Source organism: Brucella sp. BE17, from assembly GCF_039545455.1.
GTDB lineage: Bacteria > Pseudomonadota > Alphaproteobacteria > Rhizobiales > Rhizobiaceae > Brucella.
This window is the reverse complement of the sequence record NZ_CP154468.1, coordinates 1,311,797-1,333,545: the sequence shown is the minus strand read 5'-3', so window position 1 is coordinate 1,333,545 and position 21,749 is coordinate 1,311,797. Positions and strand designations below refer to the sequence as shown.

The following is a 21,749-nucleotide window of genomic DNA, read 5'->3' as shown; positions in this document are numbered from 1 at the left end:
GGACAGGCGGGTTTCCCGCCTGTCCATTGTATTTTGTGACGGAGTTTTAGATGCGTGCGCGACAGCATTTCAATCGCAGGCAGATTATGCTTGGTGCGCTGGCAACGGCACCCTTGATGTGTGTGGCGAACAAAGTGCATGCCGCAGAGCAGCTTGGCTTTGATAATCTTTATAAAAGCTTTGGCGTGCTGGGGCTGGAATTCTCCGATCAGGTCAAGGCTGCATCGGGCAAGGAAGTGGCAATCAAAGGCTTCATGGCACCGCCCCTGAAGGCCGAGGCCAATTTCTTCGTGCTTACTGAAATTCCCATGTCGATCTGCCCGTTCTGCTCGTCCGATTCCGACTGGCCGGATAATATCATGGTGGTTTATCTGGCTTCCAAGCAGACATTCGTGCAGTTCAATGCACCAATCATAACACGCGGTACACTTGAATATGGCTCGTGGACCGATCCTGATACGGGGTTTGTCAGCCAGCTTCGCTTGCGCGATGCTTCTTTCAAGACGGTTTGATGATGATCGAACCCCAATCGTCGGGTTTGTCGCTCGATATCACCGATCTGGAAGTGCGTTTTGCGGGACTGGCACTACCTGTGCTTGCCATTGAAAGCTTTCATCTGCCGGCGGGCGGACATCTCGCCGTCACCGGCGCGTCGGGGTCAGGCAAAAGCACGCTGGTGAATGCGATAACCGGGCTGGAGCCTGTGAAGAGCGGACGTGTAACGTGGGGTGAAACGGAAATCAGCAGCCTTTCAGCCTTGAGGCGTGATGCGTTTCGCGCACGCAATATCGGGCTGGTCATGCAGGATTTTCATCTGTTTCCCGGCCTGTCGGCACTGGCCAATGTGCTGTTGCCGCTCAAACTCAATCGTGGCGTCAAGGCCAGCGACCATACACGCGCGCTGGAATTGCTGGCAACCGTTGGCATTGCGCGGCCTACGCAACATATCGAAACGCTGTCACGCGGTGAAATGCAGCGTGTGGCCATTGCGCGTGCTCTGTTGTCACGACCCGGTGTGATCGTGGCGGATGAACCCACCGCCAGTCTTGACCAGAAAACCGGAGCGGATGTTGCAGAACTTCTGGTGCGGCTGGCCAGTCAAGAAAAAGCCACACTGATCGTCGTCACGCACGATCCGCAACTCATGCAAACTCTGCAACGCCGTATCCGCCTTGAAGGCGGCAAGATTGTGAGCGACAGCGCGGAGGTCTTGTCATGATTGCTTTCATTCTTGCCGATCTGCGCCGCTTCTGGAGCGGAGCTATCGCCATCGTGGTTTTGCTGGCCTTATCGGTTGCCTTGAGTTCTGTCGTGACCTTGCAGGAGCGGGCGGTGCGGCTTGGCACGGCGCGGGCCTCAGACAAGTTTGATCTGGTGATCGGTGCTGCGGGCAGCGACACGCAACTGACCCTGTCCTCGGTGTTCTTGCAGCCGTCGCCCCTACCGCTGATGTCTGGCGCGATGCTTGGTAAACTTGCCAACGACAGTCGGGTGGCTTTTGCAGCACCAATCGGTTTTGGCGACAGCGCGATGGGCTTTCCCATCGTCGGAACCACCACCGCACTTGTTTCGGCTTTGTCGCCAAAACTTGCCGAAGGCGCATTGTTCTCGCGGCTTGGAGAGGCGGTGATCGGTTCGGCGGTCGATCTGCCCGTTGGGGCCAAAGTTAATCCGATGCACGGAACGGTTGAGACCGGCGGTCACGCCCATACCGAAGTTAGCTATCAGATTTCAGGTAAGATGGCCCCGACCGGCACGGCATGGGACCGCTCGATTCTTGTGCCGATCCGCACCGTCTGGCAACTCCATGGCATGAGTGCGCATGAAGAGCACGATCATGATGACCATAGTGAGAAACCGGGTAACGGTTTTGGTATTCTGAGCAATGAAGCCCCGCATGACCATAGCCACGATCATGCTATAGATGTGGATGGGGCGCTTGACGAGACTTTTGATACCGATAGTCCCGGCGTGCCGGCGATCCTCGTCAAGCCAAAGACCATTGCTGACGCCTATCGGTTGCGTCAGGAATATCGGTCTGAGCGAACATTGGCGATCTTTCCGGCGGAAGTGCTGACACGGCTTTATTCGACCTTGGGCGACGCCCGCAGCCTGCTGCTCGGCATTGCCGTTGGTACGCAGGTGATCGTGGTCTTTGCCCTGCTGCTGGTTGCCATCATGCATATTGGTGCCCGCAAACGCCAGATCGGGGCTTTGCGGGCGCTGGGTGCGCCGGTGCGCTCGATCATGGGGATAGTCTGGGGCGAATTGTTTTTTCTGTTGCTGGTAGGAATTTTTCTGGGACTGGCAATCGGCTATGCCGTTGCGCACGCCATCACCGCATGGCTGACCGCAACCACAGCCGTAAAAATGCCGGTCGAGTTTGCGATAAGCGATGTCTGGCTTGCTGTGGGCTTTATTGCAGTCGCGGCAATTGTATCGCTGGTTCCGGCTCTTCTGACCTTGCGCATGAGCGCTGCATCAGCGCTGCGGTCTTAAAGCGCAAAGCGACCGGATTGTCATGCCGTGGACTTATTTTAAGCCCACGGCATGACAGATGAGGGATCAGGCGTTTTTCAGCTGCGGGCGCGCAATGCCCAGATGATCGCGCAACGTGGTGCCCGTGTATTCAGTGCGGAAAAGTCCGCGTTCTTGCAGGATAGGTACGACCTGCCTGTTGAAGTCTTCCAGCCCGCCGGGGAAATAAGGTGGCATGACATTAAAGCCATCCGCGGCTTTGCCCTCAAACCATTCCTGCATCCGGTCGGCAATCTGTTCGGCAGTGCCCAGCACGATATGATGGCCGCGACCGGCAGCAACGCGCAACGCCAGATCACGGATGGTGAGGTTTTCACGCCGCGCCAGATCGCGCAAAAGTTCGGCGCGGCTGCGAAGCTGATCGGAAAGCGGAAGATCGGGTAGGGGGCCGTCGAGATCGTAAGGGCTGAGATCGTGGCCGATGCGCTCTTCGAGAAGCGGCATGGCGCTCTTGATGTCCGTCCAGCGGTTGAGTTGCTTGAGCTTTTCGGCAGCATCCTCGAAACTGGTGCCGATCACCGGCATGAAGCCGGGCATCACGGCAACGCTGTCGGGATCCCGACCGGCTTTGGCCACACGCTCCTTGAGACCCGCATAGAAGGTCTGTGCTTCGGTGAGGCTTTGCTGCGCGGTGAAAACAATATCTGAAATACGCGCGGCCAGATCCTGACCGGGACCGGACGAGCCTGCCTGAATGAGCACCGGATGGCCTTGTGGCGAGCGTGGAATGTTGAGCGGGCCCTGAACCGAGTAATATTTGCCTTTGTGATGCAGCACGTGGACCTTGCTCGGGTCGGCATAGATGCCTTTTTCCTTGTCTTTGGGGAAAGCATCATCATCCCAGCTATCCCACAGACCGCGCACGACATCGACGAATTCCTCGGCGACCGCATAGCGCTCGTCATGTTCGGGATGGCTTTTGGAGAAATTATTGGCCGTGCGGGCATAGGATGTCGTGACGATGTTCCATGCAGCGCGTCCATGGCTCAGATGATCGACGGAAGCAAAGGCACGCGCCGTATGATAGGGCTCGCCATAGGTCGTTGAGGCAGTGGCTGCCAGGCCGATCTTGTCGGTGACCATGGCAAGGGCCGAGAGCAGCGTCAAAGGTTCAAAACGCGCAACCATCGATGGGTGCGCGTCGGCACCGCTGGTCAGGCCGTCGGCCAGGAACACCATGTCGAATTTTGCACGCTCTGCTTCCTTGGTAATCCGTTGCAGCAGGTCGAAATTTTCGCTGCCGGACTCTGCATCCTTGTGCCGCCATCCCGAAACATGGTGGCCGGCCCCTTGCAGGAAGAGGCCGAGATGCATTTGTTTTTTGGTCATGGTTTTTACTCCGGGGATTGATTGAGCAGCGCAATGAGTTTTTGCAAGTCGCCTGCTGTGGTCATGGATTGGACGAGAGCCGGAATATCCGCAAAGCGCGGATCATTGCCGGTGGCGTCCCTGAATTTGTCCGTCGGGTCGCTGATGCTTGGCAGGCCATCGACACGTTGCGATAATGTCGAGCCGTCGTTCAGCGTCACATCGATGATGACGAAGCGGGTTTTGGGATCGGGTGAAAGACGCGGTGCGCTCTCATCATGGTGCCGTGTTACTTTAGCTGCAAGGTCTGCCAGATCGGCATCGATAGAACGTTCATCAAAATGGGAAATGGCCAGTTTTCCATCGCGAAGCGCTGCGGCGAAAACATATTCCGGGCTGAAACGCGCGTCGATCCCGGTCTCGGGCTTTGTCGTCACCAGTGCCGCATCGCCGCCGGGCGGGAACGTGATGAAAACGGCTGTAACCTGATCGGGACGTAGAGCCTGTTCATTGCGTAACGCCAAAGCGCCAACGCCAACCGGATGCGCCGCCGTGCAGCAGGGAAACGCTTTCAGCGTCAAGCCCGGGACGATGATTTGCCATGGCTCGCCCCAGCCTTGGGTGACGCGGGCAACATCCTCGCCGCCAAAGGCAAAAGCCTTGAAAAAGCCAATCGGATTATCGATGAAATCAGGGGCTCCCTGAAATCCGGCTTCGGCCAATCGTGCTGCCGTCAATCCGGCGCGCGCGGCAAGCCCTGCATGAAGCGGCTTTGTATCAAAGCCAAATTGCAGACGCAGACCTGCCGATTGCGTGGCGGCAAGACCCAGCGCGATAGCCGTGGTTGACGCATCGAATTTGAGCAAATGCGCAATGGCCGCCGCAGCGCCGATTGTGCCAAGCGTTGCTGTGGCATGAAAGCCGGTTTCATAATGTTTGGTTCCCATGGCAAGGCCAAGGCGTGCCATGGTTTCAAGCCCGACAATATAGGCTGCGATAAATGCATCAGCGTGAATATCATTCTCTGTCGCAACCGATAGAAGGGCTGGCACGATGGCAATGGTCGGGTGTCCACGCACGCTGCCATGCACGTCGTCATAATCGAGCACATGGGCTGAATGACCATTGATCAACGCGGCGCTGAAAGGATCGGCGGACCCATTCTGGCCGATCAATGCGGCATTGCCGCTTGCGCCCAGAACTTTTGTCACAAGCCGTGTGCTGCGATCACTGGCACCACCCAGCGCGCAAGCGAGAAAATCGACGATGGCTGTTCGGGCAATGGCGATGACTCGAGCGGAAGGCTTTGATGCGACAATAGCTTGGCTGAGGAGCGTGGTTACATTCTCGGTCATGTCAGATTCCCTCGCCGCCCTCGTTGACACGGTTTCCTGTGCCGCCAAGCCCGTTGACGAAGGCGCTGATGCGCAGGTTCTTCGACTTGTAGAAAAGCTGATCCGGCGTTCCCTGCTCGATGATGCGGCCGTTTTCCGTAAAGACGATCTTGTCACTGATTTCTTCGGCAAAGCGCATTTCGTGGGTGACGAGAATGCTGGTCATGCCCTCATTGACGAGATCGCGAATGACGGAAAGAACTTCGCCGACGGTTTCCGGGTCAAGCGCCGAGGTGACTTCATCAAACAGCACCAGTTCCGGGCGCATGGCAAGTGCACGTGCAATGGCGACGCGCTGCTGCTGGCCGCCAGACAACTCGCCCGGATAAGCATCGGTCTTGTGTCCCAGACGCACCTTTTCCAGAAGTTCCTTTGCATGGCGTTCGGCATCGCGCTTTGGCGTGCGCAGGATTTTCACCGGTGCAATGGTGATGTTTTCGAGAACCGAGAGATGCGGGAACAGGTTGAACTGCTGGAAGACAATCCCGATGCGTTTGCGCAAGGTAATGCGTTCGGCTTCGGTTTTAAGCGCGTCAACGCGGGTCGATCCCACCATGATTTTTCCCGATTGCGGGATAAGCAGACCGTTGATGCAGCGCAGTATGGTCGATTTTCCCGAACCCGACGGCCCGATGATCGAGACGGCGTCGCCCTTGTTGATGGTGAGGTCTATGCCCTTCAAAACTTCATTCTGCCCAAAAGACAGATGCACGTTTTCCAGTTCGACCAGCGTGTTTTTATGGGTATCGCTCATATAATTTCCGCTCCTTGTCAGCGGGAGGAAAGCCGCTTTTCGAGCCGCTGCGTGAAGCGCGACACCGGATAGCAGAAGAGGAAGAACGCCATCAAAACGGTCAGATAGATGATGACGGTGAAATCATTGCGCTGCACGGCTGTGCTGGCGTCGGTTGCCGAATGCAGCAACTCGTGTACGCCGACGAGCGAAGCCAGTGCCGTGCCCATGGTGATGGAGGTATAAAGGTTCATCCATGGCGGCAGTGAACGCTTGATGCATTGCGGCAGGATGATCCAGCGCAGCGATTGCAGGCGTGAAAAACCAAGCCCTTGTGAGGCTTCCCATTGTGCTGTGGGGATCGACTGGATGGATCCGCGAGTGATTTCCGCGATATGTGCACTTGCCGGAATGGCAAGGCCCACGACTGCCTTGATCCAGTCGGGGAAGGCGATGTAATTGCCGAAAATCACCAGCTCGAATGGAAAGATATAGGTCGCGGCAAAGATCAGCACGAGATGCGGTGCGTTGCGGAAAATCTGCACATAGGTCACGGCGGGCGCGCGAATGATGCGGTAAGGCGCAAGCTCCATGATCCCCATCAGGATACCGACAAAAGTGCCGAGCGTGATCGCAAGAATACTGATCAGCACATTCATGGCAAAGCCCTTGCCAAGATAAGGCAGCCAGTCGAGCCATATCCGGCCAAGCGATGGATCGAGATAGAACCAGAATGCTACCGCAAGAATGATGGTCGTAAACGTGACGCTTGTCGGCGACAGCCAGATGCCGGGCCTTTGTTCGATTGCACTATTCATTGGCCATATCCCGGAATTGCAAGGCGCTTTTCAAACCAGTAGCCGATGCGCGCGACGACAAGATTGATGAGGCTGAAAAACAAAAGGATGACCAGCATCAGTTCGACCACATTGTCGCGCTGCGTCCAGATAAGGATCGAGGCATAGGTAATCTCGCCAACCGCAATGGCCGAACCGACCGTGGTCAATTTCACCAGATTAACGAGGTTGTTGATGATTGCAGGCAATGCCGTGCGGATGGCAAGCGGCAGTTCCACATAAATGAGCACCTGCAAGGAATTGAAGCCGATGGCGCGTGCCGCCTCAATCGTCGTTCCGGGAACGGCTTCGATGCCGCCGCGTAGCGCCTCGGCATGCAGGGCTGCAATATGCAGCCCCGTAATGGCAACCAGCCAGAAGAACGGTGTGAGGGGATTGTTCTGCGCACCGCCGATGGCGTTGGAAATCAGCATATTGAGCACAAGAAAGCCGCACATCAGCTGAACGAGCGTTGGCGTATTGCGGGTGAGTTCGACATAGCCGCGTACCGGCACCGACAGCCAGCGTTTGCCAGATGTCAGAGCGCCTGCGAACAGAACGCCGAAAAACAGGCTAAGCGGTATCGTAATGACGACCAGTTGAAGTGTCGTGACCATGCCATTGAGCCACATATCAACTTCATAGCCGCTATTGAGGAAATCGTAATTGAGGCCGATTGCGCTTGTGAATTCGATAAAGCGCGAAATCAGAGCTTCTTTCATGGGAATGATCCGGTTGCGTTCCTCAGAACGCTCTGAAACTGCGGACGGTATAACCGTCCGCAACTGATCTGATCTATAGGATTTGAAGCTTGCCGGGCGCTGCTATTACTCAGCTTTGAGCTTGTTATGCTCTTCTTCTAGATAGCTCAGGTTCGGCAGACGGTTTGCCTTGGCGATCTCGATCATCTTACCCGATGCATGAAGATCGCGGACGATCTTGTCGAGGGCGGCTTCGGTATCGTTCTCGTTCTTCTTGAGCCAGATCACGGAATCGGAAGGAATGAGGTCTGTCGGGATGAGAATGTCGTAATCCTTCCATTCTTCAGCACGATCCTGAAGCATCAGGCCCAATGTACCGCTCACGTGAACGGATACGTCGCAATTGCCGCCTTTGAGCGCCAGAAGCGATTCCGGCTGGCTTGGCAGTGCCTTGACGTTGGCGTTGTATTCTTCGATCAGCGGCTGTGTGTAGTTCGAGCCTTGCGAAACGCAGGTGACCTTGCCTTTCAGGTCTTTCCAGTCCTTGATGCCGCTATCTTTGCGGCCAAGCGCAGCACCCCCCATGCGGTCATAAGGTGTCTTCACATAGCCAAGCGACTTCGCGCGCTCTTCCGTGTACTGCATGTTGGCAATCAGAATATCGACCTTGCCCTGCTGGAGAAATTGCACGCGGTTTGGTGGTGTAACGGTCTGCGTTGCAAGTTCGACGCCGAGGCCTTTTGCCAGTTCTCGGGCGATATCGATATTGAGGCCCTTCTGTTCCTGCGTCTTGGGATCGATATAGCCGAAAGGGGCACCGGAGAGGATCACGCCAACCGTCAGCTTGCCCTTTGCCTTAACGCGATCCAGCGTTGCATCCGCATGGGCCGTACCCATAACGGAAGCCGCGATCAATGTGCCGACTGCAAGCGTTTTTGCAAATGAGGACAATGTAAGACGCATTGGTATTTCCTTATGATGAGGGAATGCCAAAGTACTAAAAACAACCACGGGCTGACGAGGGATCAATTTCTCCTTACGAGAGTCTTATAAGAATATTATTCTTTAAATAGAGAAATTGAGAATAGTTTTCTCTGTATGTTCAGGGGCAGTCTTCGCTTTGAAAATGCCGATTTGTCTTTTCAGACCAGAACCGGTTGTGAACCACGGCTTGTTGCTGCAATGAAACGCTAGGTATAGTTTGCAGGAAACGTAAAAGCTGGCCTCTGCTGTATGTAACGAGTGACAGACGGATAAAAACAAGATATTGATAATTATACTATATTCTGGTTTTTGAACGTCTTCCTCTGCCATGGCTCCTGGACGGACAACGTATGAATGAAAAAAAGGGCTCAGGCGTATCTCGGCCGCAAAACCCGCCACGATCTTTCGAAAATGAGAGGCCCACGCTCAAGACCATCGCCTTCATGACGGGGTTGGGCGTGACCACCGTATCGCGTGCCTTGAAAGACGCGCCGGAAATCGGCGTCGAAACACGAAAACGCGTGCAGCTTATTGCGCGCCAAATTGGCTATCGTCCCAATCGCGCTGGCATTCGTCTGAGGACCGGAAAAACCAATGTCATCGCTTTGGTTCTCAATACTCAAGACGAAATCATGGGTTTTACCAGCCAGCTTATCCATGGCATCGCAGACGTGTTGGGCCAAACGCAATATCATCTTATTGTGGCACCCTATTCCAGTTCACGGGCACCGATAGACCCCATCCGTTATATCGTTGAAACAGGCTCCGCCGATGGGATCATCTTCTCGCGCACCGAGCCAGATGATCCGCGTGTGCATTATCTCGACGAGCATAATTTCCCGTTCGCCACCCATGGTCGCACGAATACGGGTGTCGAACATGCCTATCATGACTTCGACAACTACACCTTTACGTTGGAGATGGCTGAAAAGCTGGCGTCTCGCGGGCGTACAAAGCTTGCTCTCCTGCCGCCGCCGGCACATCTTACCTATTACCAGCATATGCTGGAGGGGTTTTATGAAGGGCTGCGCTTGACCGGTTGCAACGGATCGCAGCTGGCAAAGGTCGATCTCGACACTCCGCTTGAAGATTTGCGCTCCTACACGGCTGAACTGATGCAATCGCCGGACAGGCCTGACGGTATTGTGTGTTCGGGAAGTGCAGCCGCGCTTGCCGTGGTAGCGGGTATCGAAGATGCCGGATTGAGCATTGGAAAAGAAGTCGATATTGCTGCGAAACAATCGACCGAGTTTTTGCAGTGGTTCCGTCCAGGCCTGATCGTTACGGAAGAGAGCTTTAAGCTTGCCGGGCAGAAGCTCGGCAAGGCCATTCTTGGGCGAATCAACGGAGCCGATATTAAGTCGCTCCAGACTTTGGGATAATTATTCTCAATGGCCTGAAGCAGCTCAGCCCGCGGCTTGTCGAGGGATTGACGCAGTTTCGCGAAGCAGAGCTGTTGCTGCCTCTATACCAAATGCCTGTGGGCGGGTGCAGGGCGTTTCTATATCGATAAAGCGCTTTTCTTCACCGGATTTTAAAATCGACAGCATGACGTCGACCCCATGCAGCGCGCGTTCCAATGAACAGAGCATATCGCGGCCTTCGCGGATTGCTGCTGCCATGTCGGCAAGCCCGGCGGTGCGGTAATTAGCCATCATACCGGCCGCGTGCTGTTCATTGGGGGTTGCAAACGGATGCGCCCAGTCCTGAACCTGCTTTGCCTCCTGACGCTCTTCTGCGATCAGGACTTTTCCGCCAAAGAAGTTCGGGTCGGGTACATAAAGAGAGCCTTTGGTACCATATAGTTCCATCGGTGCATGGCGATGCGCCCAGACATCCCAGCTTGCAGAAAGCGTGACGGTTGCGCCCTGTTCAAACTCCAGCAGAGCTTGAATTGTGGTTGGCGTCTCAACCGGGATGACCTCACCCTGGCGTGGTTCGGAACTGATCATCCGGGTCGGCGTCGCCATGGACGTAAGGGCGGCCACGCGCTTGACCGGCCCGATCAGATTGATCAGATTTGCGATATAATAAGGTCCCAGGTCGAGGATCGGCCCGCCACCTGCACGAAAGAAGAAGTCGGGATTGGGGTGCCAGTGCTCCATGCCGTGGCTCATGACGTGGCAGGTGCCGGATGTAATGCGCCCCACGTTGCCGCTATCGATTACGCGCCGCGCCAGCTGGTGCGCGCTGCCTAAAAATGTATCCGGCGCACAGCCTACTTTCAGTCCACGCGCATCGGCAAGTGCCTTCAATTCGAGACCTTCCGCCAGTGAAAGTACCAGTGGCTTTTCCGAATAGGCGTGTTTGCCAGCTGATAATATCTGTTTTGTTACGGCAAAATGGGCTGCCGGAACCGTCAAGTTGACGACGATATCGATGGTGTCATTGCGCAGAAGGTCATCGATCGTTTGCGCCTGGATGCTGAATTCCTTGGCGCGTGCTTCTGCGGCCAGTGGGTTTAGGTCGGCACAGGCGCGCATTTCGATGCCGCGAAACATTGGTGAAAGTCGCAGATAGGCCGCAGAAATATTACCGCAGCCAATAATGCCGACGCCAAGGGTTCTCGTCATTTCCATTCTCCAGTTCAGAAATTTCTTAACGCTGCAATAGAACGGCTGGCAAAACGCTTGTCGTCGGACGGGTTGTCGTGTTCCATGACGAAATAGCGGGCAGGCGTTTTTCTGAGCGCCGAAAAGAGAGTAGGCCAGTTGACGGTGCCATGCCCGACATCCTCCCACCCGTCTTCGCCCAGTTTTTCGCCAGTTATAGCGATGTCCTTTACGTGGACGGCGAGAATCCGGTCGCTATAGCGCTCGATCCATTCATGCGGATCGCCACCACCCCTGATAACCCAGGCAATGTCGGCTTCCCATTTGAGATCGTTCGAGGCATCAAGGATATGCGTGAGCGGTACGGAGCCGTCGTCAAGCGGCACAAACTCAAAATCATGATTGTGCCAGCCGAATTCATAACCGGCATCACGCAAGGGCTTGCCTGCGTTCACGAGCCTTTGGCCGAATTCTTTCCAGCCAGCCACATTGTCAGGGCGATTTTCTGCGACAAGATACGGGCAGAAGATCGCCGTCATCTGCAAGGTTGCGGCAATCTCCAAAGCACGGTCAGTTTCGTTTTCCAGCATGTCGAGGCCGAAATGGCCGGTCGGCATGGAAAGCCCGCGTGAATCGAGTTCGCGTTTCAAACCGGCGGGGTCGCCATAGATGCCGCCAAACCCCTCGACGCTTGCATAACCAAGCTCCCGCAGCATGGTCAGGGTGCCTTCGAGGGGCGGAAAATTGCGCGAGCTGTAAAGCTGATAGGAATATCCGGTCATATCGTTTTCCTTGAATGAGATCACAGATTAGAGCGCGCTATTGAAAGCGGGTTTCAGAGCCTCTCCTCCGTCTCGGAATCGAACAGGGAGAGGGCGTCGGATTTGAAAGCGATCCTGACTTTGTCGCCTGCCTGGTAGCGTTTTCCTGCTTCCACGCGTGCACAGAGCGGATGCCCATCAAGGCGAAGCCAGACGAGGCTGTCGGCCCCCATAGGCTCATCAAGATCGACGGTCGCCTCGAAACCGTCCTGCGCATCGAGCCGGACATGTTCGGGTCTAATCCCAAGAGTTGCCTTGCGGCCTTCTGCAATTACACCGTCATAGCCTTGCAGGCTGACAAACGTTTCGCCGATAGGAAATACGGGGTTTCCCTCCCGCAGGGCTATTGCGCCAGAAAAGAAATTCATTGAGGGCGAGCCGAGGAAACCTGCGACGAAGCGATTGCGCGGACGATTATAGATCGTGTGCGGATCGGCAAGTTGCTGTACGACACCACCCTTCATCACGGCAATGCGGTCGGCAAGTGTCAGGGCTTCGATCTGATCATGGGTGACATAGATCATCGTATTGCCGAGCTTCTGGTGCAGCCGCTTGATTTCCACACGCAATTCGGAGCGCAATTTGGCGTCGAGGTTGGAAAGCGGCTCGTCGAAAAGATAGACATCGACGTCGCGCACCAGAGCGCGCCCGATGGCGACTCGCTGGCGCTGGCCGCCCGAAAGTGCGGAAGGCTTGCGCTGCAACAATGGCTCGATTTGCAGGATTTCCGCCGCGCGTTTGATCCGTTCCTTGATTTCGGCTTTCGGCATGCCTGCCACCCGCAGGCCGAAGGAAAGGTTTTTCTCAACCGTCATCTGCGGATAAAGCGCGTAGGACTGGAAGACCATCCCAATGCCGCGATCTTTCGGCTCTTCCCATGTCACGTTACGGCCCTTGATGAAGATGCTGCCCTCGGAAACGTCCAGCAGCCCCGCCACGCAATTGAGGAGCGTGGATTTACCGCATCCTGATGGGCCGAGAAGAACGAGAAACTCGCCTTCGCCGATTTCGAGATTGAGATTTTGCAGCACATTGACCGAGCCAAAATCGAGCGTCAGATCCTGAATGGAAACACTGGAATTCATGGGTTTCATCCCTTCACTGCGCCGGCGGCGATGCCACGGACAAAGTAGCGGCCGGAGAGAAAATAAACGAGCAGCGGCAGAGCGCCGGTAAGAATGGTTGCGGCCATGTTGACGTTATATTCCTTCACCCCCTGCATGGAGTTGACAATATTGTTGAGTTGCACGGTCATCGGGAAGTTCTGCGTTCCGGCGAACACCACCCCGAACAAGAAGTCGTTCCAGATTCCCGTCACTTGAAGGATGATCGCGACGACAAAAATCGGCAGCGACATGGGCAGCATGATCTGAAAGAAAATCCGCCAGAACCCCGCACCATCGACACGCGCCGCCTTGAAAAGCTCGGGCGGAAGCCCCGCGAAATAATTGCGGAACAAAAGCGTGAGGATCGGCATGCCGAAAATCGTATGGATGAAAACGATGCCCGTCAGTGTGCCGAAAATCCCAAGCTCGCGTGTCAGGATGACCAGCGGATAAAGCATGACCTGATAGGGAATGAACGCACCGAAAAGCAAGATTGCGAAAAACACCTCGGAGCCGCGGAATTTCCAGTTCGCGAGTGCGTAACCGTTGACGGAGGCGATGGCGATCGAAACGATGACGCTTGGAATGGTTATCTTGATCGAGTTCCAGAAGCCGGCGCTGATGCCTTCGCAATAAAGACCGGTGCAGGCCTGGCTCCACGCCTTGACCCATGGTTCGAACGTGATTTCGACCGGCGGGGCGAAGATATTACCAATCCGGATTTCCGGCATACCTTTAAGCGATGTCACAACCATTACGTAAAGCGGCAGCAAATAATAGACAGCCGCAACGAAAAGGACAGCGTAGAGCATGATGGTTGTCGGGGCGAAGTGGCGCCGGGGCTTGCGTCCCCAAGGCTCGCGCCCCAAAGTTTTTCCGGCGACGTGCGTGGATGCTGGTCTGGACGCGGTGGCGTCCGTAGGGGTTAAAGGCAGTTCCGTCATCACGTCTTCCTCCGTCCATATTCGAGCATAGCCCATGGAACAAGGATGATGAGGACGGTGGTCAGCATGACGGTTGACGCTGCCAATCCCTGTCCGAGATTGCCCCAGCCAAACATAAAGTCGTAGACATATTTTGCAGGCACCTCCGAGGCGATGCCGGGGCCGCCCTTGGTCATTGCGACGACCAGATCGTAGAGTTTCACGATACCGGTTGCGATCATCACCACGGTTGTGACGAGGACAGGACGCATCATGGGCAGAATGATGAAAGAATATATCTTCCATTTGGGAATACCGTCGACGCGCGCAGCTTTCCAGATTTCCTCATCGATATTGCGTAGTCCCGCCAGCATCAAGACCATAACCAGTCCCGTCATCTGCCACAGCCCGGCAATGACGATAGCGTAAATCACATAGGTGCGGCTTGAGAGGATAGCCATCTGGAAACTGTCGAAGCCCAGATTGCGCACGACCTGTTCGATGCCAAGCTGTGGATTGAAAATCCACTGCCAGACAAGGCCAGTCACGATGAAGGAAAGTGCATAAGGATACAGAAAAATCGTGCGGAATGTATTTTCAAACCGGATTTTCTGATCCATCAGTGCAGCGAGGATGAAGCCGGAGATCAATGAAAATCCCATGCACAGAACGCCATATATGGCGATGTTACGCACCGAAACGTGCCAGCGCGAAGCACCGAAAAGCCGGACATATTGGTCAAAACCGACAAAGTTCCAGACGGGCAGGGCCTTGGAGGATGTGAAGGAATAAGCAACCGTCCATAGCGTGCAGCCGATGAAGACGACAAGCACGGTGGCGATCATTGGGAGAGCCGCGATCTTGGCATTCAAATTTTTAGCAAGTCTCGAAGGCCGTTTCGGGTGCCGGGCAGGCGGGGCATGGTGAAATGCCGTCATTGCCGTCTTCCTCCCTTTATCTGCCGCTTGCACCATCCTCCCCCAAGATGACGCAAGCGTTTATTGTATCGCGAGGACGCCGACGAGCGTGACATCTTACTGCGCTTGTTCGATAATTTCGGCGAAACGTTCCTGAATTGCATCGACGCTCATATCAGGGTCAGCGAAGAATTCCGCGGCGAGGCTTTCAATCTGCCCTTGCGTATCGGGTGCGCGCAATTGCTCAATGGACGGAATTATATTGTCCGGATTGCCGAGAATTTCGAGGCCGGCGCGCATGCAGCTCGATGCCGCATCAAGATCGACATCGCCGCGAATAGGCATCGCCCCCTTGGCGAGATTGAAGGCAACCTGGGTATCCTTGGCAACCAGCATGCTTGCCAGTTTCAACTGTGCCTTGGTGACTTCGGGGTCCTTGTTCTTGGGAAAATAAATCGCATCACCGCCAGTCTCGAAATAGGTCTGCTCGCCCAATCCAGGCAGGCAATCATAATCCTTGCCCGCAACCTTGCCTGCTGTGCCAAATTCGCCCTGTGCCCAGTCGCCCATGATTTGTGCACCCGCCTGTGCAGTCAGCACCATGTTGGTCGCTTCGTTCCAGGAACGACCAACATAGCCCGGGTCCGCCATGTCGCGTGCCTGCGCCAGAGCCTCAAAGACTTTCTTCATTTCAGGCCCGCGTGCGGCCTCGACATCCTTGTCCCGGTTGACCTTGAGATAAATATCCTTGCCGCCGATGGAAGCGGTGAGAACCGTCAACATGCCGTTAACCTGCCAGCCGTCGCCGGTTGCAAGCGGCACGATATTCTTTTCCTTCAGCTTTGGTGCTGCGGCGACAAGCTCGGTCCAGTTTTTTGGTGCTTCGACGCCTGCATCACGAAAGGCCTGCGGGTTGGTCCACATCCATTCCCACGCATGTATATTAATCGGTACACAATAAAGTCTGCCCTCGAATGTGCAGGAATCGAGCAAGCTCTTGGGGCGGATGATATTGGCCCAGTCTTCCTTTTCGGCAAGTTCGGTCAGATCGGCCATCAGGCCCGCCTCAACCAGTTCTTCTGCTTGCCTGCCGTGATTGAGCTGTGTTGCACCCATTGGATTGCCGCCCAGAATGCGGCTGATGATGATCGGGCGCGCAGTTGAGCCGCTGCCGGCAACGGCCCCGTCGACCCATTTATCGTCGCCCAAAGCATCGTATTTTTCTGCCAGAACTTTAACTGCGGCAGCTTCGCCGCCGGATGTCCACCAGTGGGTTACTTCGAGATTGGCGGCATTAGCGCTCATTGGCAGCGCTGTTATGCTGAGGCATGAAGCGGCGAGTGCCGCAATTTTATGACGAAACATCCCATATCCTCCCAAATCTGAAACGTTACAGGTATCGTATTCAAATTCATCCAGCTTGCAAGTCTTTAATTACATTTCGTGCAAAATCCCGTGAAGAGAGGTGGCTAAAACGAAATTCATCCAAAGCGCTTTTATTAGCGTTTGATTATTATCTGTAACGATACAGAATGTCTTGCTAGGGCAGTTTGCGGAGCGTTATGATATTATAATTCGCTTCCCGGATTCGGGAAGTCAGGCAGCGGGTAGGCGTCAGATTTCGCTGTCTGCAATATGTTTGAGCCGTCGCATATCGCGCACGATTAGCGATTTGCGACCGCCTTCCACCCAGCCTTTGCCTTGCCACTGGCTGATGATGCGGGAAACCGTGTGAAGCGTCGTTCCGGTCAATTCGGCGATATCCTGCCGCGAAACGGGAAAACCGATGCGGATACCGTTATCTTCCCTGATGCCCGACTCTGTTGCCAGGCGGATGATGGCATGGGCCACCCGCTGCTCGACTTCCTGCGTCGAAATTTCGCGAATGCGCGAATGGGCGGCTTCAAGGCGGCTGCCGATCATCTGCATGGTCTTGACGGCAAGAGTCGGATGACGGGCCATAAAGCCGGTCATCATCTCCATGGGCCACGCAAGAACGCTGCTGTCGACCAAAGCGAGTGGCGTTCCCGGATAATCTTTGCGACCGAGCGCCACGGCAAAGCCAAACAGATCGCCGGGATTGACGACCCTTACGATGATCTGCTGGCCGTCGGCTGTAACCTGCGTTACCTTCAAACGACCCTGTAACAGAATATAGAAAAGTCTCGCTTCTTCACCCTGCTGAAATACCGAGCATCCCTGTGGAATGGGTCTGTATGTGGACCGTTCAAGAAGACTGTCAAAGGCTGCTTCATCCATGCCGGCAAAAACAGGTAGGTCTCGCACCAAGGGTCTTAGTGTCGGATCGCTGGCCATCTCTTACTCCAGACATTCCCCGCTCGTTTGATGACGATCTTTTGGGGGACGGGGGAATGCAAGAGACTGCTATCAGACAAGAGGTGTGAGGGAAACAGGATTATCGGCTTTTTTGCATAGGGTGACGTAGCGTAAAGTGCTTGTATTCAACGCGAAGCGCTTGGCCGGATCATTATCCAAAAACTTCGCGCTGTTCGGATTTTGCTGCCAGCAATGCCTCGATCATCAGCTTTTCCGACAGGATATGACGGCGAAGACTTTCGAGAAAGCCGCGGATCATGTAGGTCACGGTGGCCGGTGCCAGATCGCAACGGTTTTCCGCCATCTCCGTCAGGGTTTTGACCAGTTCTTCGCACGCCAGCCGGTCGCACCGATGCTCACCCTTCAGGCGCTCGATGATAACGCCCGCAAAATGCGAACCCGCCTGCCGGTCGAAATCGGGAAACAGCACGTCTTCCTCAAGCGTGTGGGTCTCGCTAATAAGCTGCGGGATCATTTTTGCAAGGCGCAAATACTCCTGAGAGGAGCCGGTCGATTCCGTCTGATCAGCAATCTCTTCGAGTTGCAGGCAAAGGGCGAGCAACGCGCCATGATGGTCTTCCATATGGCTGATATCGACGGCATGAAGGCGTGAATTTTCCATGCTAGGCACTTTCACTGGCCAAGAAACAGAATGACGGCAATCACGATGGACGCGGCCACCGCCGAAAGCGTGCCTGCCCCCTGCAAGGCACCCATCCGATAGAGAACAATCGAAAAGCCGATGATGATCGGTGTGGCAACCATGAGCCCGAATTGCGCTTCAGTCATTGAAAGCTTCCTTTATATTGAAAAGCACCATGCAGCGACGGGGATGGATTTTCTTTGCCAAAACGCAAAGAAGCGGCGATGCGTGACGGCTACGCATGGGCATGCTTGGAATCGACGACACAGCCTTTGCGGCAACAATTTCAGATGAAGAGCCGGAAGATAATCTTCTTTTGTGGATTCTCGTCTGGAGCGAACTCGTCACTTTTGCGATTCTGCTGACCGCTTTCATGGTCATGTCGGTGATCGATGCGCAGGGCTTGGCAACCCTACGGGCGCATCTCAGCCCGGGACTGGCCGCAGCCAATACCGTTGTGCTGTTGTTGAGCGGATGGCAGGCGGCCATTGCCGTGCGCCGACGCCATGATCTTCGTGCCACGCGCCGTCCGCTTTTGTGTGCGGCCTTGTTCGGGCTGCTCTTCGTTGCTGTCAAACTGGTTGAATATAGCCACGAACTGCCCTTCGCAGGCGATGCGGCGGCCGGATCGTTTTTCGAGCTTTATTTTCTCCTGACGGGCTTTCACCTTCTGCATGTCGTGTTTGGGTCCATCATTCTCATTCTGGTTGCATTGTATCCGGCACGTTCCAATGTCGTTTTGATCACCACGCTCTGGCACGCCATCGATCTGGTTTGGCTAGTCATGTTCCCCGTTCTCTATCTGGCGTAAGGATATAAAGTGACGGCGCGCAAACACCCTTCGCTGAACCGGATTATCGTCATTGTTTTGCTGCTTGCCATCAGCGGTGCGCTGGTTACAGCTTTCAGCAATGGCAGGCTTGCCGCCATCACCGTGGTTCTCGTGCTGGCCTTTGCCAAGGGCTGGTTCGTGGTGCTTGATTTTCTGGAAATGCGCGGCACAAGCGGCGCACTCAAGCCCGCATTGCTGGCATGGCCCGCGCTTCTCTTGACGCTGGCCTTTGCGCGTTCTGTCGCAGTTGGTCTCTTCTTCTGACGAACAGTTCCAATCTTTGCCTAAACGCAAAGAAGGCTTTCTGCCGGCCGATAGAAAGGGATGTCCCGTGAATGCTGGCGAGGGGAAGACCAGCCGCATCTTCGACGGGGGATCGAATGCCGGAGCTTTGCCTTCGGCCAATGAAAGGACGAAGGGATGGCAGAACGCCTTACCAAGACCGGCGCCCGAAACGTCTTTTACGGCGGTTCCATATTCTTTTTCGCGATTTTCGTGGGACTGACGGCGCACAGCCACTATTACATGAAAACCACATCCACGGACGAATCCACGCTGACCGACGCTGTAGCGAGGGGCAAGCATGTCTGGGAGAGAAACTCCTGCATCAACTGCCACACGCTTCTGGGCGAGGGTGCCTATTTCGCGCCCGAACTCGGCAATGTCTGGAAACGCTGGGGCGGGGAAGACGATCCCGAAGGCGCACGCGAAACCATGAAGGCGTGGATGAAAGCCATGCCGACGGGGATCGAAGGCCGCCGCCAGATGCCGCAGTTCAACTTAAGCGAACAGGAACTCAACGATCTGGCCGACTTCCTCGAATGGACAAGCCGCATCAACACGCAAAACTGGCCGCCAAACGAGGCAGGCTGAGTGCGGGATGAACGGAGTTTAAAATATGAAATATGAAAGCCAAAAGGTAGCCATGCTCTATTTTTATGGAGCACTTGTCCTGTTCATCGCGCAGGTCGCATTCGGCATTCTTGCCGGAACGATCTATGTCCTGCCCAATGTGCTCTCCGAGCTGCTGCCGTTTAACATCGTGCGCATGATCCACACCAATGCGCTCGTCGTGTGGCTGCTGATGGGGTTCATGGGGTCAACCTATTATCTCCTGCCGGAAGAAACCGAAACTGAGCTTTACAGCACCAAACTTGCGGTCATTCAGTTCTGGTTGTTCTTTATCGCCGCAGGTATTGCGGTGGTGGGATATATGTTCAAAATCCATGAAGGACGCGAGTTTCTCGAACAGCCCTTCATCATCAAGGTCGGCATTGTTGTCGTCTGCCTGATCTTTTTGTTCAACATCACGCTGACGGCCCTTAAAGGCCGCAAGACGACCGTCACCAACATCCTGCTGTTTGGTCTGTGGGCCTTGGCGCTTTTCTTCCTGTTTGCCTTCTATAACCCTGTCAATCTCGCACTCGACAAGCTTTACTGGTGGTATGTCATCCATCTGTGGGTGGAAGGCGTGTGGGAGCTGATCATGGCATCGATCCTCGCCTTTTTGATGATTAAGCTCAACGGCATCGACCGCGAAGTGGTCGAAAAATGGCTCTATGTCATCGTCGGTCTGGCGCTGTTCTCGGGCATTCTCGGTACGGGCCACCACTATTACTGGATCGGCGCGCCCGGTTACTGGCAATGGATCGGCTCGCTGTTCTCGACGCTTGAGGTCGCTCCCTTCTTCACCATGGTCATTTTCACTTTCGTGATGACATGGCGGGCAGGCCGCAAACATCCCAACCGCGCAGCCCTTCTTTGGTCGATCGGTTGCTCGGTGATGGCTTTCTTCGGTGCTGGCGTCTGGGGCTTTCTGCATACGCTCTCATCAGTCAACTATTATACCCATGGCACGCAATTGACGGCAGCGCACGGTCACCTCGCTTTCTTCGGCGCCTATGTCATGCTCAATCTTGCGGTCATGGCCTATGCGATCCCCGAACTGCGTGGGAGAGCACCTTATAACCAGATGCTTTCGATGGTGAGTTTCTGGGCCATGTGTACGGCCATGTCGGTGATGACCTTTGCACTGACCTTTGCCGGTGTGGTGCAGACCCATCTCCAGCGGGTTCTGGGCGAAAGCTACATGGATGTGCAGGATCAACTGGCACTCTTCTACTGGATCCGGCTTGGTTCGGGCGTTGTGGTGGGGATTTCGGCCATCATGTTCATCTGGGCCGTGTTCGTGCCCGGAAAAGAACGGCGTGAACCGAAGAACGCCTTTGTGCAGCCTGCTGAATAAACAATGCAAGGCCCCGCATTGCTGCGGGGCCTGTTTCTCGTTCAAAGGAAGACGGCCATGAATATTGCACCTGTAAATCCCGCCGCAAACAATCTGTCGGTTCCCGCTTACAGCCCGTCAGGCAATGAATGCGCGCTGTTTGAAATGGCGTGGGCGCGCAAACTCCCGCTGCTTCTCAAAGGCCCGACCGGCTGTGGCAAGACGCGCTTTGTCAGCCATATGGCGGCAACACTGGAACTGCCGCTATCAACCGTTTCCTGCCATGACGATCTGGCCGCAGCTGATCTGACCGGGCGTTATCTGCTGAAAGGTGGCGACACGATCTGGGTGGATGGCCCGCTGACCCGTGCGGTGCGCGAAGGTGGTATCTGCTATCTCGATGAAATCGTGGAGGCGCGCAAGGATGTCGCGGTTGTGCTGCATCCCTTGACCGATGATCGCCGTATCCTGCCGCTGGAACGCACCGGCGAAGTGCTGGAAGCACCGGACGGCTTCATGCTGGTGGTGTCCTATAATCCCGGCTACCAGAACCTTCTCAAGTCGCTCAAACCCAGCACCCGCCAGCGTTTTGTCGCCATTGAATTTGATTTTCTGCCCAAAGAGCAGGAAATCGCGGTTGTTGCGGAGGAAAGCGGCCTTGCAGCGCATCAGGTTGCACCACTGGTGGCGCTGGCCCATCGCCTGCGTGCCTTGAAGGGTCATGATCTCGAAGAAGGCGTCTCAACACGGCTTCTGGTCTATTGCGCCTCATTGATCGATGCCGGCATGTCGCAACGCGAAGCCGCGCGTGCGGCGATGATCGAACCCTTGACCGACGAGCCGGATGTGAAAGCAGCACTCCTTGAAATTGCCGATGCGATGCTGAAATAAGGCGGTGTG

Annotated in this window: 24 protein-coding genes; 9 read left to right on the top strand and 15 right to left on the bottom strand. The window is 55.3% G+C overall.

The window, feature by feature from the left end:
• The first annotated feature begins 50 nt into the window (after positions 1-50).
• The 3 genes from AAIB41_RS17500 to AAIB41_RS17490 are packed head-to-tail and all read left to right on the top strand — an operon-like array spanning position 51 to position 2,499.
• Positions 51-512, top strand: a complete 462-nt coding sequence (locus AAIB41_RS17500; protein WP_343315265.1) for a hypothetical protein — start codon at positions 51-53, stop codon at positions 510-512.
• The gene (locus AAIB41_RS17495; RefSeq protein ID WP_343315264.1) at positions 512-1,219 is read left to right on the top strand and encodes an ATP-binding cassette domain-containing protein; all 708 of its coding nucleotides are present in this window, start codon (positions 512-514) and stop codon (positions 1,217-1,219) included. The genes AAIB41_RS17500 and AAIB41_RS17495 overlap by 1 nt, the downstream gene beginning before the upstream one ends.
• A complete protein-coding gene (locus tag AAIB41_RS17490) occupies positions 1,216-2,499 on the top strand; it encodes an ABC transporter permease (RefSeq protein WP_343315263.1) in 1,284 nt (427 codons plus the stop codon). The genes AAIB41_RS17495 and AAIB41_RS17490 overlap by 4 nt, the downstream gene beginning before the upstream one ends.
• A gap of 66 nt (positions 2,500-2,565) precedes the next feature.
• Here AAIB41_RS17490 and AAIB41_RS17485 read toward each other — a convergent pair whose 3' ends face one another.
• From AAIB41_RS17485 to AAIB41_RS17460, 6 genes are all read right to left on the bottom strand, one after another.
• A complete protein-coding gene (locus tag AAIB41_RS17485) occupies positions 2,566-3,867 on the bottom strand; it encodes an LLM class flavin-dependent oxidoreductase (protein ID WP_343315262.1) in 1,302 nt (433 codons plus the stop codon).
• 5 nt (positions 3,868-3,872) lie between these two features.
• Complete coding sequence (locus AAIB41_RS17480; RefSeq protein WP_343315261.1) at positions 3,873-5,201, bottom strand: MmgE/PrpD family protein; 1,329 nt, start codon at positions 5,199-5,201, stop codon at positions 3,873-3,875.
• A gap of 1 nt (position 5,202) precedes the next feature.
• Entirely contained in the window at positions 5,203-5,994 is a 792-nt protein-coding gene (locus tag AAIB41_RS17475; protein WP_343315260.1) for an amino acid ABC transporter ATP-binding protein, read from the bottom strand.
• 17 nt (positions 5,995-6,011) lie between these two features.
• On the bottom strand, positions 6,012-6,791 hold the full coding sequence (locus AAIB41_RS17470) for an amino acid ABC transporter permease (RefSeq protein ID WP_343315259.1): 780 nt from the start codon (positions 6,789-6,791) through the stop codon (positions 6,012-6,014).
• Positions 6,788-7,531: an amino acid ABC transporter permease gene (locus AAIB41_RS17465; RefSeq protein ID WP_343315258.1), complete on the bottom strand. Its 744-nt coding sequence runs from the start codon at positions 7,529-7,531 to the stop codon at positions 6,788-6,790. Before AAIB41_RS17465 ends, AAIB41_RS17470 begins: the two co-directional genes overlap by 4 nt.
• Positions 7,532-7,636: 105 nt before the next feature.
• The gene (locus AAIB41_RS17460) at positions 7,637-8,473 is read right to left on the bottom strand and encodes a transporter substrate-binding domain-containing protein (RefSeq protein ID WP_343315257.1); all 837 of its coding nucleotides are present in this window, start codon (positions 8,471-8,473) and stop codon (positions 7,637-7,639) included.
• Positions 8,474-8,844: 371 nt separating this feature from the next.
• On the opposite strand from AAIB41_RS17460, the gene AAIB41_RS17455 reads away from it, so the two are divergent.
• Positions 8,845-9,876 carry a LacI family transcriptional regulator gene (locus AAIB41_RS17455; protein ID WP_343315256.1) on the top strand — a complete coding sequence of 344 codons (1,032 nt, stop codon included), beginning with the start codon at positions 8,845-8,847 and terminating at the stop codon, positions 9,874-9,876.
• Between the two features lie 24 nt (positions 9,877-9,900).
• On the opposite strand, the gene AAIB41_RS17450 is transcribed toward AAIB41_RS17455, so the two are convergent.
• The 9 genes from AAIB41_RS17450 to AAIB41_RS17410 form a co-directional block, all read right to left on the bottom strand.
• Positions 9,901-11,067, bottom strand: coding sequence for a Gfo/Idh/MocA family oxidoreductase (locus AAIB41_RS17450; protein WP_343315255.1), 1,167 nt, complete (start codon positions 11,065-11,067; stop codon positions 9,901-9,903).
• Between the two features lie 14 nt (positions 11,068-11,081).
• A complete protein-coding gene (locus AAIB41_RS17445; protein WP_343315254.1) occupies positions 11,082-11,828 on the bottom strand; it encodes a sugar phosphate isomerase/epimerase in 747 nt (248 codons plus the stop codon).
• 53 nt (positions 11,829-11,881) lie between these two features.
• Complete coding sequence (locus AAIB41_RS17440; RefSeq protein WP_343315253.1) at positions 11,882-12,952, bottom strand: ABC transporter ATP-binding protein; 1,071 nt, start codon at positions 12,950-12,952, stop codon at positions 11,882-11,884.
• 5 nt (positions 12,953-12,957) lie between these two features.
• The gene (locus AAIB41_RS17435; RefSeq protein ID WP_343315252.1) at positions 12,958-13,917 is read right to left on the bottom strand and encodes a carbohydrate ABC transporter permease; all 960 of its coding nucleotides are present in this window, start codon (positions 13,915-13,917) and stop codon (positions 12,958-12,960) included.
• A complete protein-coding gene (locus tag AAIB41_RS17430; protein ID WP_343315251.1) occupies positions 13,917-14,834 on the bottom strand; it encodes a sugar ABC transporter permease in 918 nt (305 codons plus the stop codon). Before AAIB41_RS17430 ends, AAIB41_RS17435 begins: the two co-directional genes overlap by 1 nt.
• Before the next feature lie 96 nt (positions 14,835-14,930).
• Positions 14,931-16,178, bottom strand: a complete 1,248-nt coding sequence (locus AAIB41_RS17425; RefSeq protein ID WP_343315250.1) for an ABC transporter substrate-binding protein — start codon at positions 16,176-16,178, stop codon at positions 14,931-14,933.
• A 249-nt stretch (positions 16,179-16,427) separates the two neighbouring features.
• On the bottom strand, positions 16,428-17,129 hold the full coding sequence (locus tag AAIB41_RS17420; protein WP_343315249.1) for a Crp/Fnr family transcriptional regulator: 702 nt from the start codon (positions 17,127-17,129) through the stop codon (positions 16,428-16,430).
• A gap of 172 nt (positions 17,130-17,301) precedes the next feature.
• Positions 17,302-17,772 (bottom strand): hemerythrin domain-containing protein, encoded by a 471-nt coding sequence (locus tag AAIB41_RS17415; RefSeq protein ID WP_343315248.1) that lies wholly within the window; start codon positions 17,770-17,772, stop codon positions 17,302-17,304.
• Positions 17,773-17,783: 11 nt separating this feature from the next.
• The gene (locus AAIB41_RS17410) at positions 17,784-17,939 is read right to left on the bottom strand and encodes a hypothetical protein (protein WP_343315247.1); all 156 of its coding nucleotides are present in this window, start codon (positions 17,937-17,939) and stop codon (positions 17,784-17,786) included.
• Between the two features lie 101 nt (positions 17,940-18,040).
• Here AAIB41_RS17410 and AAIB41_RS17405 point away from each other — a divergent pair, with 101 nt between their 5' ends.
• From AAIB41_RS17405 to AAIB41_RS17385, 5 genes are all read left to right on the top strand, one after another.
• Positions 18,041-18,604 carry a cytochrome c oxidase subunit 3 gene (locus AAIB41_RS17405; RefSeq protein ID WP_343316112.1) on the top strand — a complete coding sequence of 188 codons (564 nt, stop codon included), beginning with the start codon at positions 18,041-18,043 and terminating at the stop codon, positions 18,602-18,604.
• 9 nt (positions 18,605-18,613) lie between these two features.
• Positions 18,614-18,889 (top strand): cytochrome C oxidase subunit IV family protein, encoded by a 276-nt coding sequence (locus tag AAIB41_RS17400; protein WP_343315246.1) that lies wholly within the window; start codon positions 18,614-18,616, stop codon positions 18,887-18,889.
• A gap of 156 nt (positions 18,890-19,045) precedes the next feature.
• On the top strand, positions 19,046-19,498 hold the full coding sequence (locus AAIB41_RS17395; protein ID WP_343315245.1) for a cytochrome c: 453 nt from the start codon (positions 19,046-19,048) through the stop codon (positions 19,496-19,498).
• A 25-nt stretch (positions 19,499-19,523) separates the two neighbouring features.
• A complete protein-coding gene (locus tag AAIB41_RS17390) occupies positions 19,524-20,870 on the top strand; it encodes a cbb3-type cytochrome c oxidase subunit I (protein ID WP_343315244.1) in 1,347 nt (448 codons plus the stop codon).
• 57 nt (positions 20,871-20,927) lie between these two features.
• On the top strand, positions 20,928-21,740 hold the full coding sequence (locus AAIB41_RS17385) for a CbbQ/NirQ/NorQ/GpvN family protein (RefSeq protein WP_343315243.1): 813 nt from the start codon (positions 20,928-20,930) through the stop codon (positions 21,738-21,740).
• Positions 21,741-21,749: the final 9 nt, after the last annotated feature.